The organism is Methylobacterium sp. PvR107, from assembly GCF_017833295.1.
Taxonomy (GTDB): Bacteria; Pseudomonadota; Alphaproteobacteria; order Rhizobiales; family Beijerinckiaceae; genus Methylobacterium.
The window spans coordinates 5889168-5904176 of the sequence record NZ_JAFIBW010000001.1 but is presented as its reverse complement, the minus strand read 5'-3'; the positions used below and the strand labels follow the sequence as shown (position 1 = coordinate 5904176).

Annotated in this window: 22 protein-coding genes; 12 read left to right on the top strand and 10 right to left on the bottom strand. The window is 65.5% G+C overall.

Annotated elements, in window-relative coordinates; genetic code table 11:
- The first annotated feature begins 522 nt into the window (after nucleotides 1-522).
- Nucleotides 523-1020 (top strand): hypothetical protein, encoded by a 498-nt coding sequence (locus JOE48_RS27985; RefSeq protein ID WP_210034804.1) that lies wholly within the window; start codon nucleotides 523-525, stop codon nucleotides 1018-1020.
- Nucleotides 1021-1426: 406 nt separating this feature from the next.
- Here JOE48_RS27985 and JOE48_RS27980 read toward each other — a convergent pair whose 3' ends face one another.
- Nucleotides 1427-2260 carry an outer membrane protein gene (locus tag JOE48_RS27980; protein ID WP_210034802.1) on the bottom strand — a complete coding sequence of 278 codons (834 nt, stop codon included), beginning with the start codon at nucleotides 2258-2260 and terminating at the stop codon, nucleotides 1427-1429.
- Between the two features lie 296 nt (nucleotides 2261-2556).
- Between JOE48_RS27980 and JOE48_RS27975 the strand changes: the two genes are divergently transcribed.
- Both JOE48_RS27975 and JOE48_RS27970 read left to right on the top strand, forming a co-directional pair.
- Nucleotides 2557-2982, top strand: coding sequence for a hypothetical protein (locus JOE48_RS27975; protein WP_210034800.1), 426 nt, complete (start codon nucleotides 2557-2559; stop codon nucleotides 2980-2982).
- A 442-nt stretch (nucleotides 2983-3424) separates the two neighbouring features.
- The gene (locus tag JOE48_RS27970) at nucleotides 3425-3718 is read left to right on the top strand and encodes a hypothetical protein (protein WP_210034798.1); all 294 of its coding nucleotides are present in this window, start codon (nucleotides 3425-3427) and stop codon (nucleotides 3716-3718) included.
- A gap of 580 nt (nucleotides 3719-4298) precedes the next feature.
- On the opposite strand, the gene JOE48_RS27965 is transcribed toward JOE48_RS27970, so the two are convergent.
- Nucleotides 4299-4649 (bottom strand): hypothetical protein, encoded by a 351-nt coding sequence (locus tag JOE48_RS27965; RefSeq protein ID WP_312893386.1) that lies wholly within the window; start codon nucleotides 4647-4649, stop codon nucleotides 4299-4301.
- Nucleotides 4650-4874: 225 nt separating this feature from the next.
- Here JOE48_RS27965 and JOE48_RS27960 point away from each other — a divergent pair, with 225 nt between their 5' ends.
- The 8 genes from JOE48_RS27960 to JOE48_RS27925 all read left to right on the top strand — a co-directional run bounded on the left by JOE48_RS27960 (nucleotide 4875) and on the right by JOE48_RS27925 (nucleotide 8178).
- Entirely contained in the window at nucleotides 4875-5027 is a 153-nt protein-coding gene (locus tag JOE48_RS27960; protein WP_210034796.1) for a hypothetical protein, read from the top strand.
- 121 nt (nucleotides 5028-5148) lie between these two features.
- Complete coding sequence (locus JOE48_RS27955) at nucleotides 5149-5391, top strand: hypothetical protein (RefSeq protein WP_245252984.1); 243 nt, start codon at nucleotides 5149-5151, stop codon at nucleotides 5389-5391.
- A 733-nt stretch (nucleotides 5392-6124) separates the two neighbouring features.
- Nucleotides 6125-6376, top strand: a complete 252-nt coding sequence (locus JOE48_RS27950) for a hypothetical protein (RefSeq protein ID WP_210034794.1) — start codon at nucleotides 6125-6127, stop codon at nucleotides 6374-6376.
- A gap of 81 nt (nucleotides 6377-6457) precedes the next feature.
- Complete coding sequence (locus tag JOE48_RS27945) at nucleotides 6458-6634, top strand: hypothetical protein (protein ID WP_210034792.1); 177 nt, start codon at nucleotides 6458-6460, stop codon at nucleotides 6632-6634.
- 80 nt (nucleotides 6635-6714) lie between these two features.
- Nucleotides 6715-6960 carry a hypothetical protein gene (locus JOE48_RS27940; RefSeq protein WP_210034790.1) on the top strand — a complete coding sequence of 82 codons (246 nt, stop codon included), beginning with the start codon at nucleotides 6715-6717 and terminating at the stop codon, nucleotides 6958-6960.
- 153 nt (nucleotides 6961-7113) lie between these two features.
- Nucleotides 7114-7380 (top strand): hypothetical protein, encoded by a 267-nt coding sequence (locus tag JOE48_RS27935; protein ID WP_210034787.1) that lies wholly within the window; start codon nucleotides 7114-7116, stop codon nucleotides 7378-7380.
- Nucleotides 7381-7529: 149 nt separating this feature from the next.
- The gene (locus JOE48_RS27930) at nucleotides 7530-7925 is read left to right on the top strand and encodes a response regulator (protein WP_210034785.1); all 396 of its coding nucleotides are present in this window, start codon (nucleotides 7530-7532) and stop codon (nucleotides 7923-7925) included.
- Nucleotides 7926-8013: 88 nt separating this feature from the next.
- Nucleotides 8014-8178, top strand: coding sequence for a hypothetical protein (locus tag JOE48_RS27925; RefSeq protein ID WP_210034781.1), 165 nt, complete (start codon nucleotides 8014-8016; stop codon nucleotides 8176-8178).
- A 512-nt stretch (nucleotides 8179-8690) separates the two neighbouring features.
- On the opposite strand, the gene JOE48_RS27920 is transcribed toward JOE48_RS27925, so the two are convergent.
- From JOE48_RS27920 to JOE48_RS27905, 5 genes are all read right to left on the bottom strand, one after another.
- Nucleotides 8691-8960 carry a hypothetical protein gene (locus JOE48_RS27920; RefSeq protein ID WP_210034779.1) on the bottom strand — a complete coding sequence of 90 codons (270 nt, stop codon included), beginning with the start codon at nucleotides 8958-8960 and terminating at the stop codon, nucleotides 8691-8693.
- 224 nt (nucleotides 8961-9184) lie between these two features.
- Nucleotides 9185-9316 carry a hypothetical protein gene (locus tag JOE48_RS30950; protein ID WP_280921341.1) on the bottom strand — a complete coding sequence of 44 codons (132 nt, stop codon included), beginning with the start codon at nucleotides 9314-9316 and terminating at the stop codon, nucleotides 9185-9187.
- Between the two features lie 8 nt (nucleotides 9317-9324).
- Nucleotides 9325-9735 carry a hypothetical protein gene (locus JOE48_RS27915; RefSeq protein ID WP_210034777.1) on the bottom strand — a complete coding sequence of 137 codons (411 nt, stop codon included), beginning with the start codon at nucleotides 9733-9735 and terminating at the stop codon, nucleotides 9325-9327.
- Between the two features lie 174 nt (nucleotides 9736-9909).
- The gene (locus tag JOE48_RS27910; RefSeq protein WP_210034775.1) at nucleotides 9910-10650 is read right to left on the bottom strand and encodes a CHASE3 domain-containing protein; all 741 of its coding nucleotides are present in this window, start codon (nucleotides 10648-10650) and stop codon (nucleotides 9910-9912) included.
- A gap of 919 nt (nucleotides 10651-11569) precedes the next feature.
- Nucleotides 11570-11737: a hypothetical protein gene (locus tag JOE48_RS27905; RefSeq protein ID WP_210034773.1), complete on the bottom strand. Its 168-nt coding sequence runs from the start codon at nucleotides 11735-11737 to the stop codon at nucleotides 11570-11572.
- Between the two features lie 250 nt (nucleotides 11738-11987).
- On the opposite strand from JOE48_RS27905, the gene JOE48_RS27900 reads away from it, so the two are divergent.
- Entirely contained in the window at nucleotides 11988-12377 is a 390-nt protein-coding gene (locus tag JOE48_RS27900; protein ID WP_210034770.1) for a hypothetical protein, read from the top strand.
- A gap of 33 nt (nucleotides 12378-12410) precedes the next feature.
- Here the strand turns inward: JOE48_RS27900 and JOE48_RS27895 are convergent, their stop codons facing one another.
- The 3 genes from JOE48_RS27895 to JOE48_RS31285 all read right to left on the bottom strand — a co-directional run bounded on the left by JOE48_RS27895 (nucleotide 12411) and on the right by JOE48_RS31285 (nucleotide 14529).
- Nucleotides 12411-12779 carry a hypothetical protein gene (locus tag JOE48_RS27895; RefSeq protein WP_210034768.1) on the bottom strand — a complete coding sequence of 123 codons (369 nt, stop codon included), beginning with the start codon at nucleotides 12777-12779 and terminating at the stop codon, nucleotides 12411-12413.
- A 264-nt stretch (nucleotides 12780-13043) separates the two neighbouring features.
- A complete protein-coding gene (locus JOE48_RS30945; RefSeq protein WP_280921340.1) occupies nucleotides 13044-13175 on the bottom strand; it encodes a hypothetical protein in 132 nt (43 codons plus the stop codon).
- Between the two features lie 1075 nt (nucleotides 13176-14250).
- The gene (locus JOE48_RS31285; RefSeq protein ID WP_210034766.1) at nucleotides 14251-14529 is read right to left on the bottom strand and encodes a PilZ domain-containing protein; all 279 of its coding nucleotides are present in this window, start codon (nucleotides 14527-14529) and stop codon (nucleotides 14251-14253) included.
- Between the last annotated feature and the right edge of the window lie 480 nt (nucleotides 14530-15009).

Below are 15009 nucleotides of genomic sequence, written 5' to 3'. Positions count from 1 at the left end.
ACCCGCTGTCTGAGCGTAGTTTTTTTCCGGCGATGGCCACGGTTGCCCCAACATTTACCCCAACGCCTTCGTCAGATTGCGGCAAACGTCGGTAAGGCTGTAAGCTGCAGGTGACGCTTCAGCCGCGCTGCCCATCGCAATGCTGCGGTCGGACGGACAGCCGAGGCATTTTCGAGCGTGACTTATCGGGCTAGCGCACTTCGGCAAACGGCATTGAACGTTGGCGGATCCTCGCGAGCGCCTGAGCTAAGTTATTGATTTAATGTGTATTTACTGACTTTTCGCCCTATTCTTCGGATGCTGTTCCGGAGGGTCGGCGATGCGTCTAACATCTTATCCGTTCCTGCGAGTTGAACCGTCGCTGCCAGTTGCTGCAGCCGCCGCAGCGCGAGCGCGCGGTATCGGCCGGTCTGAATTCATTCGCCGCGCTGTCCAGCAAACGATCCAGGGCGCACATGCGCCAGACCGCGAGCCGCCTCGACCGCCCACCGCCCATGCGGCCGCAATGCGGGCGGCCGCTTGATGCCGGACGACGCCCCCGACGTTGACGAGTTGCTGCCGGACGGCGTCGTGCTGGACGAGGTGGATGAGGGCCCGGCGCCGGATCCGGCTCGAGCTAACCGAGTGTCCGTTCAGGAGACCATCGCTCGTCAGCTCGGCGGCGTTCGCTGTCCGGTCTCGGCTCGGACTTTCTATTCCGTCGCCGACCCGTTCGCGCATGTCCTGGAGTGGGTCCGCACCGGCACCGGCCGTCAGCTCGGCACCCTGCCGGTGTGGCTGCGATGCTGGCGGGAAGACATCGAGCTTGGCGTGGTGTTCACGTTCTCGGCGCCTCGGCCTCTGGATGCGGCCGAGCTGATCGTGGTCGGAATGCGCGGCGCCCTGTCCCGTGCTGTGATCCGCGGCGCTGCCTACCGGGCCTTCAGCATCGTCGGCCTGAGGCGGGTCGTGGCGCGGGTTCCGGCTGAACGCTCCGATCGCGCGGAGCTGCTTCAGGGGTCTCGTTCTCGTCCGACATAGGTGCTTCTCCGTGTGAGAAGGCCCCCTATCCATACTGGATCGACGCAAGACACAAACGGCCGAGCTACGGGAGGGCCTTGGCGCACCCATCGGATGACCCGGCTACGTCATCGGATGATGCCGGAACGGTCAGCAGCTGACGCTCGAGGCGTTTGGGATCCAACTCGCGATGATGTCATGGCGAGGCATAGGATCGGGAGCATCCTGATGGCCCCAAAAAGAAACACCCCAGGAGCAGGTGCTCCCAGGGTGTCGCCGACCTCGCGGCCAGTTTGATCGGGCTGGGGATGCGAAGGTCAGCCGGGCGGCTGCTCCTCGGCGGCGGAAGGCGATAAGGAGGACCAACTACCTCTCGCCCGCCGTCGCATCTCCCGGGACAGACACCCGGGAGCAGCGCGACCGGATCTTAGTACGAGCCGAACTTGTAGTTCAGGCCGGCGCGGACCACGGCGAACTGGTCGTCGCGGCGGCCGATGCCGGTGGTGAGGACCGGCGTGAGGCTGGCAGCGTCGACGAGCAGGACGCCCTGGTTGCGGGTGCCGCGGTCGAGGTTCACGTACAGGCCTTCCACCTTCAGCGTCACGGCGGACGAGCGGAAGAAGTTCAGGAACGAGTCGGTGGGCAGGGCATACTCGATGCCGCCGCCAGCGGCCCAGCCGGTGCGGAAGTTGTCGTTGCCGCGGAAGCCGCCGAACGAGCGGTCGGCGCTGCCCGAGCCGTAGGCGAAGCCGCCGGTGCCGTACACGAGAGTGCGGTCGAAGGCGTAGCCGAGGCGGCCGCGCACGGTGCCGAAGTAGTCGAGGCTGGAGAGGCCGCGCGGGTCGTTGACGATCAGGCCGGGTGCGACGGCGCCGGAGATGAAGGCGTTGTTCCGGTCACGACCGAAGTCGAGGTACTGGGCATCGGCCTCGAAGCCGATCACCACGCCCGAGCCCGGGGTGAACTGGTAGTTGTAGCCGATCTGCGCGCCGCCGGAGAAGCCGTCCTGGCTGCGGTTGCGGAAGGAGGCGACGGTGCCGGGAGCGGCGTACGGGAAGGGGACGGCGAAGGTGTTGCCGGTGTTGCGGTCGCTGGCGTCGAAGGCGTAGCCGGCGTTGATACCGAAATAGGCGCCAGTCCAGGTGAACACCGGGACGGGGGTGAAGATCGGCGGCGGCGCGGCGCGGCGCGGCAGGTCGGCGGCCGATGCGGCGCCGGTCAGGGCGGTGAAGGCAGCCAGCGAGGCCAGGAGCTTGGTCATGTCGTCAGGTCCAGAATTTCGATCTGTCGCTATGACTACCGGACCGTGGCGAAAAAGCTGTAGTTTTACGGACACACCGAGCGGATACGACGCAAAACGCTATAGTAAATTGTCTACTAACACAGATCAGATGGCGGATTACGCCCCGAGATACGAGATGAGATGCAACAACATCTGATCGGAATGTCGGTTCCGGCCTGCCGCAGCGTTGCCCAGCGCATGTTGCGAACAGGCAACAGGGCTGGAACAGTCGAGGCTATACAGAGGGGAGCCCTTTACCGGCACTTCACCGCGCCATGCCGATCCGGCCCGAGCATCGCTTCATCTATCCCATCGACTGGGCGCAGCTCTCGACCGTGATCCGGTTCGGCGCGGCGAAAGGCTGCTGCGAGGGTTGCGGGCGGCCGCATGGGCGGATGGTCTGCCACCTCGGTGATGGGCGCTGGTGGGACGCCGAAGCCGGCCGCTGGCGCGACGGATGGGGCAGGCGGATCCGCCTCTCCGTGGAGGCTGCCATCCTCGGCCGTGCCCGTCGGACCAGGGTGGTGCTGGCCGCCGCCCATCGAGACCACGACACCTCGAACAACGCGGACGCCAACCTCGCGGCCTTCTGCCAGCGCTGCCACATGATCCACGACCGGCCGGAGCATGAGCGGCGTCGGTGGCGCACGCTGTTCCGGCGCAAGGCGCTCGGCGACCTGTTCGGCGCCCCCTACGCCTAATCGCTCTCTCGGCGGCGGGAGCTGTGAGTCTCCCGACTCACAGCACTGTCATCGAACCGCAAAGCTCGTCGCTCGTTCGTTTGCAGGCATGCCCGCTACAGAACAGTCCTGCGGAGGTCCGATGCGCGCACGTCTCACTGGCGCCGCCCTGCTTATCCTGGCCACGGCAGGGGCCTTGGCACAGCCCCTCGAAGAACGGCGGCCTCCACCCCCGAGCGTCGATTTGGACCGACCGCTATCACCGCAGGATCGTGTCCGGCCGTCGCCGGACGACGACGACGACGACGATATGGAAGCGCCGCTGCGCCCTGGCGGTCCTCGGTCGCCGGACGATGACGATGATGCGGATGCGCCCCCACCGCCGAAGTCGGATCGGCTCTGATCGTCAGAAATCCTGCGTTTACCGGTCCGTGGTGTCCTTCAGGCTTACCGGAGGACGGCGATGCGTGGATCCTTGAAGACCGCTGGTGCAGCTGCCTTGGCCGCGCTCACCCTGTGCTGCGCCCAGCCAGCGGCCCAGGCCCGAGACGGCATCGGAGTTGGTGCTGCTGTCGGTCTGGGCGTCCTTGGCGGCGTCGTGGCTGGCAGCGCCATCGCCTCGGCGAACAGCGGCTACTACCCGGGCCGGCCGGTCTACGTTGCGCCCGGACCCTATGGCGCCTGCCACTTCGAGCGGCGCGCCTACATCGACCCGTACGGATACGAGCACATCCGCCGGGTCGAGGTCTGCGAGTAGACCAACCGCGTCGGGTCCTTGCCATCCCGCATGGACGCTCCTAGCCTCCGTGTCCTGGCGCGCATCGAATGCGGCGCCGATACCGGAGAGGAGGTCAGCCATGAGACATCACGGCACCAGCCCCCGAACGTCGCGCATCGCTGATGCGGACCAGGACAGTCCGCCCAACCACGACCAGCAGGGATAGTGGCTCTTCGAGCGGTGAATTCCCGGCCGGATCGAACAGTGTGGACCCTGCGACAACCCGCCGCCTCAGGCCGGCGGGTTTTTTCATGGGCTGACAGGCGACCTCACGACCCTGCAGCGGAACGAGCAGATCGCCGAGTGGATCCGGCTCACGAAGTAAGCGCCGGCGACGAGAAACTGGCTCAACTTGAGCCAGTTTCGAAGGGGGGCTGAGGGAAGGCCGGCGGGGTTCGCGCTGCAACACGTGAGCTCGGCATAGATCGGAACGAAGCGCAGCGCGCCCTGAAGATTGACGGCATAGCGCCGGCGGCGACGGACGCGGCTCGAGCTGCCGGGCCCGAGAACAACCAGAGCGCCCTGCTCAAGGTCGCCCGCTTACGGTTCCTCTACGAGTTCATCCGCGTGTCGTTGCTTGAGAGCGTCGCTCCAACAGCAGCACGACGCCGAGGCCGATGAGCACACCGACCGCGCTGGCAGCCGCCTTCACGAGGAAGTCATCGAACCGCCCATGGCGGGTGCTGGTCAGGTGCTGCGCCGCTTCCAAGCCGCCAGCAAGCAGGACGCAGCCGAGCAAAACCCAAGGCCAGCGAAGCGGGTAGCCCCAGACCATGCACAGCCCCAAGGCCGCGTAGGCTGCGGAGCGCTCGATGCTCGGGCTGGCGGTCACGACCGGCCGCAGACCGAGCGGCACGAGCGTTATGACGGTAATCGCTATGACGAGAACCCAGGCCACGAGCCGGGCCAAACTGGCTATCCGCTTCCCCGACATGAGCTTTATCGCTCCGACGCATCGACGGCCCAGACGTACAGTCTATGGTCGGTCACGGCTGTTGCATGTCGGAGGCCATCTTCCCTGGGCAGCGCCGGGCCTGAGCGGCAGCCGTTCGCATTTCGTACCACTGTGATCCCGGCGCGGCAGCCAGCTCCGCACGGCTGAGCTACGGTGCAGTCGTCTCCTCGAGGCGCCTCCATGCTCGTTCCCGCGCTGCCCATCCGCCGCTGCCTGCTGCTCGGGTTCATGCTCGCTGGCTTGATCGCGCTGGCAGATGGCGTGGCCCGACATGAGCTGCAGCAGGCGACGGGCGGGGTTGCCTTTGCGGTGGCCGGCGCGTCCGATGAATAGCCGGGCGGCGCAACGCCAAGGCTTGGTCCTACTCGTCACGCTTGCGGGGGTCGGACCGGCCTCGGCCCTGGCGGCCGAGCCGGCCGACCTGCCGGCGCTGGAGCGGGCATGGCATTGATGCGTGCGCGAGGCGTACGACCGGCAGCCGGAGCAAGGCAGCCGTCCCGGCCGGGAGCGCAACACCCTTAACGAGGGCAAGCCGCACGAGGACCGCTACGTGACGGCGCTGATGGCGACGCGGCCTGACGATCCCAACGTGCCCGGCAGGGCGCGGACATGGGCAGCGTATGTGTCGTTCGTGGTCGATCCGGTGAAGGCCTGGATCGAGGCGCTGCGGCGCCCATACGGCCGGGAACCAGGGTAAATGATCCGTTCACCAAGTGTGCGCAATTGCACAGGCTAATCTGATCTTACCGCCCTCGACCCACGTTCTACTGGCACACCCACCGGAGACTGGCGGCCATGCTGATCCTCAACCCACTCACCGGCCAGACTGTCGAGATCGTCGTGCCCCGGCCGCGACCCAGGACGGCTTGAGATTTTAGCTGCTCACGCCCATCTCTTGTAAGCCGCGCGCGTACATGACCGCGCGGTAGGCCGGGCGCCTTCGCCTGCAGGCCGTAGCCCGCCCCTGATACGCTTGAAACAGGCCTCGCTCTGATCGAGCGGAGCGCACCCATGACACTGTCCGATCTCAACAGACCCGCTGAACTCACCATCTGGTCCAGCCGCAACCCCGCCCACATCGCGCAAGGCCGCCCCTTTCCGACCTTGCGGGCAGCGCTGGCTGTTGCGGCCCAGGCAATAGACACCGGGGACGCCCGGCCGTGGATCATCACGGACGCCGGGGACATCTTGGGGCCCAACTGGATCGCCTCACATCGCCTGTAAAGGCGGTGGGCCGGCGCCCCGCGGTGTCGAGTTCCCCCACATATGCCGTCCCTCACGCAGCTGCCCGGCCAAGGCCTCACGGGCAAGGTGCAGGGAACTGGCCCGCACCCGCCTGTCGCCGCGGGTCCGCCTGCGACAGCATCGTGTGGGTCGCGAACACCGGGGGCGCATCAGCAGTTGGAAGCGGTGCTGTCGCAGGTGCCAGTGTGGCCGCCCACCGGGCCCAGGCCGACGCCGCGGAGATCGAGGCCCAGGCCGAGCGCCGGCTGGCGGATGGGTCCGACGCGGCGCAGCAGCGGGGCGAGGTCGCATCCGGGTCGGTGCGCACTGACATCGTTCCGCCAAGTAACGATGTTCGGCCGGCAACTGCAGCCGACCTTGGCCTGACCCGCAAGGCGATCCACGAAACCCGGCGGTTGCGCGACGCGGAGGTGATCTTTCTCACTCCATGCGGCTAAAACGCGACCTATACAGACTGGCAATGGGACGTGCTCCAGTCCTGTGTTGATGATTGACGGTCAGACCAAGGAGTCGCCGTGATGAAGGTTTATCAGGTCCGGCAGCGCGTCACCGGGACAATCCTCTGGACCGGCTCGGCGATGGATCCGTTCGGCGCCTTGGATGCTATGGCCCATGAGGCCGGGTACTACGACCACTCCGACATCCCGGATCACCTGCGAGCCGGCGGCCTCGCGGTCGAGGAGATCCGGGGCTAGCGCCTCAAGACCGCGATCCAGCTGCGCTCGCCCACTGAGGTCCACTCCTGTAGACTTCCTGCTGGGGGGGGGACTGAGCCATGGGCGAGCCGACCGAAGAGGACGTGCTGGCGCGTGCCAAGCGCACCTTCATCGCGAAGAACCACGACGACCGCGCCTGGGACGCCGGCTTCACTGATCGGGAGGCTCGCCAGGGCCACAACGTCGCCTGCCTGACGGAGCTTGAGCGCCAGGAGTACCTTGAGCAGGCGCGCCACGAGCTTCGCACCAGCTCGCCATCCGAGCGAACCGACCGCGGCAAGGCAAGGCGCAAAGGGATCGCGTAGCAGGCCGGCTTTGCCGAGCTGCCGTGCGAGGTGCGCCAGGGCGGCCTGCGCAATCCGGATGGGGCAGACCGCAACCGCGATCGCCTTGTCATCGTGGATCGCTAGACTGCCTCGTTCGTTCCCGACATGGATCAAGCCGACCAGGGGTGAGCCGTGGCCAAGGACACCAAGAGCACGTTCCCCTCGCTTGTGCAGGGCGGCACGGACGCGGCGAAAGCGGAAGGGAACGAGGTCAGCGCCAAGATCGATAAGGCGTTCGAGAAGCTGGCCAAGAAAATGCGCCATCACGCCGATAAGGCCAAGGCGAAGATCGAGGGGACGAAGAAGCCGGAAAAGCGGGCCGTACTGCTACGACGCTTTGAACTGTACGCCGATGCGGCCACGCACCTTGAGGAGCGACTTGCGCACCGCGAAGATTAGGTGAGGCACGTGGGCCTGAACGCGGGCCCTGGTGAGCTGCCGTGCGACGTGGTTCATGCCGGCAACAGGTTCAGCCTCGTCCCGGCCTCCAGCGTGGGGCGCAATCGGCGCCTTCCGCGTTGAAAGGCGTTAGTGAGGAGAAGGGACGGATGTCCGACGCGTTCACGCCGCGGCTTGCCGTGCTGCTGGTCGAGGACGATCCCTTGCAGCTCATGGACGCCTCCGCGGCTCTGCGAGAGGCTGGCTTTGAGGTAGCCGAGGCGTCGACCATCGACGCGGCTCAGGCTCACCTGGCGGCTCGTCCCGAACTCGTTGCCATGGTCGCCGACGTCGACCTCGCCGGCGAGCCACTGAGCGGCTTCACCCTGGCCAAGGCTGTCGCGGCGCGCTGGCCCGAGGTCGCGATCCTGGTCGTATCGGGAGTGGAGTGGCCAGGCGAAGAGCAGATGCCCATGGGCGCACGCTTCCTGCGCAAGCCGTTCGCGCCCGAGGGGCTCGCCGAAGCCCTGCGGGCTGTTCTGACAGCACGGGGCACGACCCTTTAGATCGGGATCGAGAGCTGAGCGGCGCCTTAACGGCGCATTTACCATGCGGCTCCAAGCATCGGCATGCAATCGGAGCCCCTGTTCGGCCATGCTCGACGTCGTATTCTGGTGGTGCGCGGTCGTGGCCTTTTCCGGATCGGCCGCGTTAGTTGGCCTTGCCTTGCTCGTGCGGCGGTCGCTCAAATCCCAGCCCACGGGGATCCAGCTGACCTGGGAAGAACCCGTTGCCGTGCGGCACTTCGGCCGGGCGTAGGACGCCGGCCGGTTCACGCGCTGGCGCACGGTCCACACGATGGACACGGCACGGATCGGCAGGCAGCACAGCGCGAGCCCGATCAGCTACCCGCCAACCGTCAAGGCGTCTGTCGCCGCCCTATTGGCCAGGGTATCTCGTCTCGCCTGACTTAGCACGATGCGAGCTGCTGCCCGGGCGTTTGCCGCGCGCAGTTCTGACCTTGGGGCTCCATCGCGCAGGGCACGCCGTGCCATGGCGCGGAACCACTGGATGTTGGCGATGGCCACAGCACGACGATGAGTAAGCAGCCCGCGCTGCCGCGGGCCGGCTGAGATTATAATCTGCATGAAATCAATCCTGGACGGAAAAATACGCCCGTCCGCGAACTGAAAGATTGTTCTCATATCTTATTTCGCCGATCAATATAGCATTCGCATTGAATGCAAAATTAATCGATCCGTCTGTTACCGACCAATCGGCATCATCAGCGTCGCTATCGGCAACGCGACACAGCCAGCCGCGCGATGGCATTAACGCGGTGGCGCAGGGCGAACCAGCCACGTGACGGAGGCGAAAGCCCCCAGCCACGACCCCAAGGCCGCGAATACGACGTACACGGCGTTCTCTGTGTAGCTGATGACGGCGAACGCGGACAGCAGGTACCAGCACGCCGACCAGTTCGCGGCCGGGATGCGCCGGCGGGCGGCCACGGCGGCGTTGAAGAAGACATAGGCCGCGTCGGTGACGGCAGTGGCGGCCACAACGCCCACCGCGATCAGCGGATCGATGTTCAGCAGCATGATACGCTCCCAGGCTTGCCTGGGGATCTCGGCCGCAAGTACGGCGCGGCAACCGTGAGACGGACGTGGCCGGCTCTGCTCCGCCGCCCGATCCGATCATGGGCTGGCAGGGAGGCCATCTATCTCACCGGCATCCCGATAGTATGCGGCAGCCGAATTACGTGCAGATGTACGGCGCCGCGCGCCGGATGACCACGCGCGGCCGAGGCATCAGCGTGCCGGTCTCAGCAGCCGTAGCCGTAGTCGCCGCAGCCACCGTAATAGCCACCATACCCGTAGGGGCCGCAGCCGCCGTAGCCGTAGGGACCGCCGTAGGCGCCAGCCAGCCCGTATCCGAGGGCTGCACCCGTGGCCAAGCCGACCCCTAGGCCAAGACCGCCGTAGCCGCATCCGTGCGGCCATAGCCGCCGCGGAAGCCGCCGTACCCACCCCGGAAGCCGGCGCCGCGGAACCCACCGCCACGGAAGCCACCAAAGTCTCCGCCGTGGAAACCACCTCCATGAAAGCCACCGCCGCCGAAGCCGCGCGCATCAGCGCCGGTCGGCAAGAAGGCAAGCGCGGCAAGGAGCGCGGTCGAGGCGAATGCAAGGCGTTTCATAATCACCGCCGCCAGCTCAGCACACTGTGCCTGGACCTTCGTCAGGCGCAGATTGATCCGCGCTAAGCACAGGTTTGCCGCTCGACCGTCGGCGAGCAGCTCGGCGGCGAACTCGTCGAGATTAGTGAGCGCGGAGCGACCACCTCTCGGGCGCACCGGGATGATCGACGCAGACATCTGCTCGCTCGGTTAGCGGCTGCTGCGTGTCTCGCCGTGAACAGCCCGCCGCCATGCCTCAACCCCACCTGCGTGGTGCCACAGCCATGCCGTTGCTGCCACCCATGGCCCACCGATCAGGATGAAAGCGAGCAAGCCCATGGTTCCGCTCCCTTGCTGATTGAAGGCGCCATCCTACGCCTTGTCGGCAGGAACGTCAGCCCGCAGCTGTCCCTCTGCTCGCTCGCGCCGCGTGCTCTCATGGCGAAGCGCATCGTTCGCGGATCGGAGTTCGCGGGTGCGATGTTGGTCGGTCCTAACGACCAGCCAAGCGAGGGCAGCAGCCAGAAACAGGGCGATGATGATAACTGCAGCTAGGATCGACCGACGGAACGCGGCTCGTTCGCCGCGTGTGGCCTGGAGTTCCACCTCTGCTCGATCGAACTCGGTGACGGTCGCCCGAATACGCCTCATCAGGTCGCGTCCGGTGTTGGTACGCACGATGGCGAGCGCTCCCGCTTGGTCCCCTGCCTGCATGCGCTCGGTCGTCCGTGCGAGTTCGGCGACTTTCTCAGCGATAATGGGTCGGAGCTGATCCAGCCGGGCTTGCTGCTCTGCGTTGTCGCCCGTGAGATACCGCAGTTCAGCCTCGGCGGCCGGCAACTCGCGGCGAGCGGTCGTGAATGGATCGAGGTAAGTCAGGTCGCCGGTGAGCAGGAAGCCGCGCTGGCCGGTCTCCGCCTCTTGAATGAGCCGGAATAGCCGCGCCTCCACTTGCCGCACTACAGCAGAATGAGCAGACCATGCTTCCGCGTTTGCGCTGGCCAAAGCTACGGCTGCCGCAGCCAAACCGGCGAGAACGAGCAGAACGAAACCGACGACAGTCGCGACAGTCTCGCGAGATCCGGCGAAGCGTTGAACGAGCCGACTTTTCAAGCTGCATCCTCTGCGCCGTGAAAGGGAATGCCCCGTGCGGCAGCGGTCCACATAGGTGAAGTTTTAGACGCGGCCACCGAGCAACGGCGAAGCTATGTGATCTGCTCGTCGCAGCGTTCGCTTTACCGTCCGGTTGCAGAACGTCACCGCATAGCTCCGCCTGTCCTACGGCCCGCGCGAATTCTCGAACGGTCTGATCGGTCGAGGTCAACCGCTGAGCTCTCGGCAGCTCTTCGACGGTTCTGCTGGATGCCAGCCAAGGCTACGCTTACGCCTGAGCGCGACCGCATTGTCCCGGAGCATGTCGGCCGGGGGACACGGTTAAGTCAACGTTGAGGTCCGCTATGGAGCTACTGGATCGCTTGCGGGATGTGTTGCGCGAGCGGCTTGGTCGGCCGCCGCTCCAGAAGGACAAGGCCTACGGGCAGCCTGGGCAGCGCCTGACCGATTGGGGCGGCGACTACGAGGATGCTGGCGCCGATCGCGGCGTGGATCGCGAGTCATGGCCGGGCGAGGCGCTAAGGCTCTCGCGCGATCCAGATCGTCGGCTCCAGCACATAGGGGGATCCGGTTTAACGGCGCGAAGGTTGAACCAGCGGAGGTGGAGCGAGTGCGGCGCGCCTCTCGATCTCATCCAACGGACGCAGCGTCGCCCGTACCTTCGCGACCTCCGGCGGCTCCGGCGTTCCAAGCAAGGCATGGATGGCCTCGTGGGTTTCTAGCCAGCGGCGGGCAATGACAACCAGAGCAACACCAGCAACATCGAGTCCCTGACGCGCAACGCGTCGGCGTGCACCAGCTAGCTGGCGGTTGAGCCCCCGCACCCTCAACAGCAGGATCAGGAACCGAGCTGTGTCGGGCCAGGATCGGCGCTGAGGGATTGCGGCAGTTTTGGAGCGGCTAGGGAGCGTGGTCGGCATCAGCGCACCTTGGCGAGGTCGAGAAGCGCTATGCCGACAGCCGTCACGATGTTCCCGCGGCCGCCCCACCGAAAAGGCGACACTTGGATCACGAACGCCTCGGCCGCCACTTCCGGCAAAGCATTCTCGGGCGCTTCGGCCTCTCGGTCCTGATCGTTCCCATGCATCCACACCACATGACTGCCGGTCTGGTTCTCGAGGGCAGCCAGCCAGGGCTCAGCGTCTGCGCTGTCCTCAAGGTCGGGATCCCCGTCGAGGCGATCAAGAACCGCGATAATTCAGTCCGCGAAGGCCGACGAACGGCTAAGCTTAGCGTTCTATTTACGCGTGCGTCCCAGCACATCAGTATTCATATCGATCATGCAGTCTTCAATCACCGAAGCGGACAGGCCGCTAGGCGATACATTGGAGAGCGTCATGATTAGCAAGACATTCAAGTCCGTGCTCGCTGCCGCTGCCATCGCGGTTCCGGTCGGCATACTTGCGGCCACCGAGGCGTCGGCCTTCGGCGGCCACTTCGGCGGAGGGGGCGGCCATTTCGGCGGCGGAGGCTTCGGGGGCGGTCATCCAGGCGGCGGCCTTGGCGGGGGACATCCCGGTGGCGGCGGGAGCTTTGGAGGTGGCAGCTTTGGTGGTGGCCACCATGGTGGCGGAGGCTTCGGAGGTGGCGGGTTCGGCGGCCGTCATTTCGGCGGAGGCTACGGCGGCTACGGTTGGGGATCCCGCACGGTCGTCTACGTGGGCAGCGGCTGTGACTACGGCTTCCACTACAGCAACTCTTGGGGCCGCTGCATTCCGAACGACTGAGCGCCCACGTCTGGAGCGCCAGCACTGGCGCTCCTACGCCCGCTCCAGCAGGTTGATGAGCGCTGTACCGGCAGCGGCGATGACGTTGCCTCCTCCGCCCCAGCGCAGTGGCTCGATCTCGATCACAGTCGCTTCGGCTGGCGGCTGCACCGCTACTTCCGGCAGCACGATCTCGGGAGCCTCGATCTCGCGGTCTTGGTCGTTGCCACGCAGCCAGGTGACCTGACTGCCAGCGGCGTTCTCGGGCGCAGCGAGGGACGGTTCAGCGTCCCCGCCATCCTCGTGCTCGGCATCGCCACCCATACGATCCAGCACGGCAATAATGCGGTCCGCCGCGTCGAGGGCGGTCTGTGCCGCTTTCTCCAGGCTGAGCGCCCCGGCCCTCAGCGGCTCAAGCGCCATGCTGCCGCTCCCGGTCGAACCGCCAGGATGTAGAACGATGGGGAGTGCCAGTCCGTCCAATCTGGGGCTGGACCGACTGCCATTACCGACTGTCATTCCGATCCGGGATCTGGGCAGAGGCGACCGTTGAGCCTCGGCTAACCGCCCTCCCCATCCTGTCTCTTGGGCCGCGTTGCGTGCTGGCCCCAGCCGTGAAGAACGGCACCGAGCCCCGCCAGCCCGTGATCACATCGGGCGGCGGGGCAGACCGCGGATAGGTGGTGTCTACTCGACCACGCTCGCGCCGATCGATTGCGCGACGGCATACGCTTGATCACGCGTGAGGCCGCTGACCACGACAGCGGCATCGCGATAGACGGTGTAGGTGCCGTCGTCGGTAGGGCGAATGCGGACCATAGAGCCTCCCTGCGGATCGGTTAGGTGTGGCTGATGCGATGCTGCCGGGCGGCTCGCTGGCGCGCGCGGGCGTTGTGTAGGCGCCGCATCTGCTCTTGATGAGTTTCATCCTGCTGCCGCGGCTGAGCAGCTATCACAGGAGACTGGAAAGCGGCCGGGACACCCTCGTGGCGCGAGTCGTCCAGCTTCATGATGCACCCCCTCATTAGTACTTAAGTACCAAGCTTAACCATTCGTTAAAAATTTGCAACTCGGCGGCCAGATTGTGTGTGCACCAGACCGATCGTGGCTACTGGTTATGATTATCAGTTCGCTTTTCAAAATGAGCACACATTGTTTGCAGTAGCGCAAACAGAATAGAGCAATTTTTATCTTTCTGTGAAAGAGAGTACTTACAGTCAATTGGGACCGTCTTACTTCGGAGAGCAAGGGCTCAGCCTACGCCGCAGACTTCAGTCGAGAGCGTCTGACCAACCTGCGGTAGCCCGGCCGGCCGAGTGAACCGCTCCCGCCCGAACGTAAGCTCCGCGCCGCGCCACGGCCTGTCCTCCGAGCTTGACCGAGGATTTGGAACGAGTCGTGAACATAGTCGGGTGGATGACCGAGAACACCGACATGTGTCAGTGCGCGTTGCCGGTAACCGCGAACGAAAAGTGTTCCGGCAACGGGCGGTTAACCATGCTGTGACAGGATGGCCGCAGCGAGCGCCGGAAGAGCAGCACCGGGGCCTATTCCCCCTGGCTTCGGCGCTGCCTCGCCGGCGCAATCGCAACAAGCCCGCACCCATATTCTCGTCCCGAGGTTCAACACCGCGACGTTGACGCCTTGGAGCGCTTCTTCCTTCGCTTGGGTCTCTCCCTGTAGCTGGTGTCCAGCAGCATGTCCGGGGAGGCGAGCCAGGTGAGGATGCGACCGGCGTAGCTCGTTTCAAGCTCGGCACGTGAAGGAGAGGCCGCCAGTAGTGTTTGTATCTGCCGGCGCAGACTGTCCTCATCAGGTTCGGCCATAGGCGCTCCGACAATTACGACGAACGCCGCCGGAGGTGCTCGGTTCGAGCTTGGCCTTGAACGCCCGGCTATCCAGCGATCACATCGGGCACGGCCCTGGGCGCCATGAAGCCTACGCCGACCATATTTGCCCGCCGCCACACGACGCGAACTATCTGCCGCTCTGGATCACGGCCAATCTGCAGTTCGAACACCCGCGGCACTGCCACGTCGGGTGCGAAGGCAATGCAAGCGCCACGGCCTGATAAATTCAGGATTACGCATCGCGTCTCAGCGGCGACCCTCGCGAAGGTAGCGCTTCCGGGCAGCGCTGTTTTGGCACGACGCTTTGCACGACGTTCGAGCACGAAAATTTCCCAGGAGGAGCATTCTAGAGCTCACTATTGACCCGGGACGCTTAAAGCTCTCCCTACCAAGTACGCACCCGGCCCGTTATCGAGATCAGCAACATCCTGCCGGCCGAGGCCGCATCTTCCGCCGGATCGGCCGCCAAATCTAGGCCGCTCCGGCCACCGCCCCCGGGCTGCATCAACAAGGCCAAGCCCGCGCGCGAAAAGGCCAAGCCCGCGCGCGAACCCGTCCAGCCGCCGCATCATGTGCTGGATCGCGGCGCGCTCATGCATGCCTTCTGGCGACTCGCTCATCCTTTCACCGGATGCGCCAGCAGGATCGCCGTCCGGATCATCGTCGATTTGAACTTCGGCGTCCGGTCGGGATCGGCCACGGCCGTGACGGCAGGTGGATACGTGTCAACCGCGGCAGCTACGTCGGCCTCATGGCCAGACGCGAAGCGGAACGGGGCAGTCCTGGGGGTCGCCACAGAGGCA

Bases quoted from the DNA above. Each gene is read 5' to 3' on its own strand.
- JOE48_RS27985 (WP_210034804.1), top strand. From the start codon at position 523: ATGCCGGACGACGCCCCCGACGTTGACGAGTTGCTGCCGGACGGCGTC.
- JOE48_RS27960 (WP_210034796.1), top strand. From the start codon at position 4,875: ATGCTCGTTCCCGCGCTGCCCATCCGCCGCTGCCTGCTGCTCGGGTTC.
- JOE48_RS27900 (WP_210034770.1), top strand. From the start codon at position 11,988: ATGATTAGCAAGACATTCAAGTCCGTGCTCGCTGCCGCTGCCATCGCG.
- JOE48_RS27930 (WP_210034785.1), top strand. From the start codon at position 7,530: ATGTCCGACGCGTTCACGCCGCGGCTTGCCGTGCTGCTGGTCGAGGAC.
- JOE48_RS27895 (WP_210034768.1), bottom strand. From the start codon at position 12,779: ATGGCGCTTGAGCCGCTGAGGGCCGGGGCGCTCAGCCTGGAGAAAGCG.
- JOE48_RS27945 (WP_210034792.1), top strand. From the start codon at position 6,458: ATGAAGGTTTATCAGGTCCGGCAGCGCGTCACCGGGACAATCCTCTGG.
- JOE48_RS27980 (WP_210034802.1), bottom strand. From the start codon at position 2,260: ATGACCAAGCTCCTGGCCTCGCTGGCTGCCTTCACCGCCCTGACCGGC.
- JOE48_RS27905 (WP_210034773.1), bottom strand. From the start codon at position 11,737: ATGCATGGGAACGATCAGGACCGAGAGGCCGAAGCGCCCGAGAATGCT.
- JOE48_RS27915 (WP_210034777.1), bottom strand. From the start codon at position 9,735: ATGTCTGCGTCGATCATCCCGGTGCGCCCGAGAGGTGGTCGCTCCGCG.
- JOE48_RS27920 (WP_210034779.1), bottom strand. From the start codon at position 8,960: ATGCTGCTGAACATCGATCCGCTGATCGCGGTGGGCGTTGTGGCCGCC.
- JOE48_RS30945 (WP_280921340.1), bottom strand. From the start codon at position 13,175: ATGGTCCGCATTCGCCCTACCGACGACGGCACCTACACCGTCTATCGC.
- JOE48_RS27970 (WP_210034798.1), top strand. From the start codon at position 3,425: ATGCGTGGATCCTTGAAGACCGCTGGTGCAGCTGCCTTGGCCGCGCTC.
- JOE48_RS27925 (WP_210034781.1), top strand. From the start codon at position 8,014: ATGCTCGACGTCGTATTCTGGTGGTGCGCGGTCGTGGCCTTTTCCGGA.
- JOE48_RS27975 (WP_210034800.1), top strand. From the start codon at position 2,557: ATGCCGATCCGGCCCGAGCATCGCTTCATCTATCCCATCGACTGGGCG.
- JOE48_RS27940 (WP_210034790.1), top strand. From the start codon at position 6,715: ATGGGCGAGCCGACCGAAGAGGACGTGCTGGCGCGTGCCAAGCGCACC.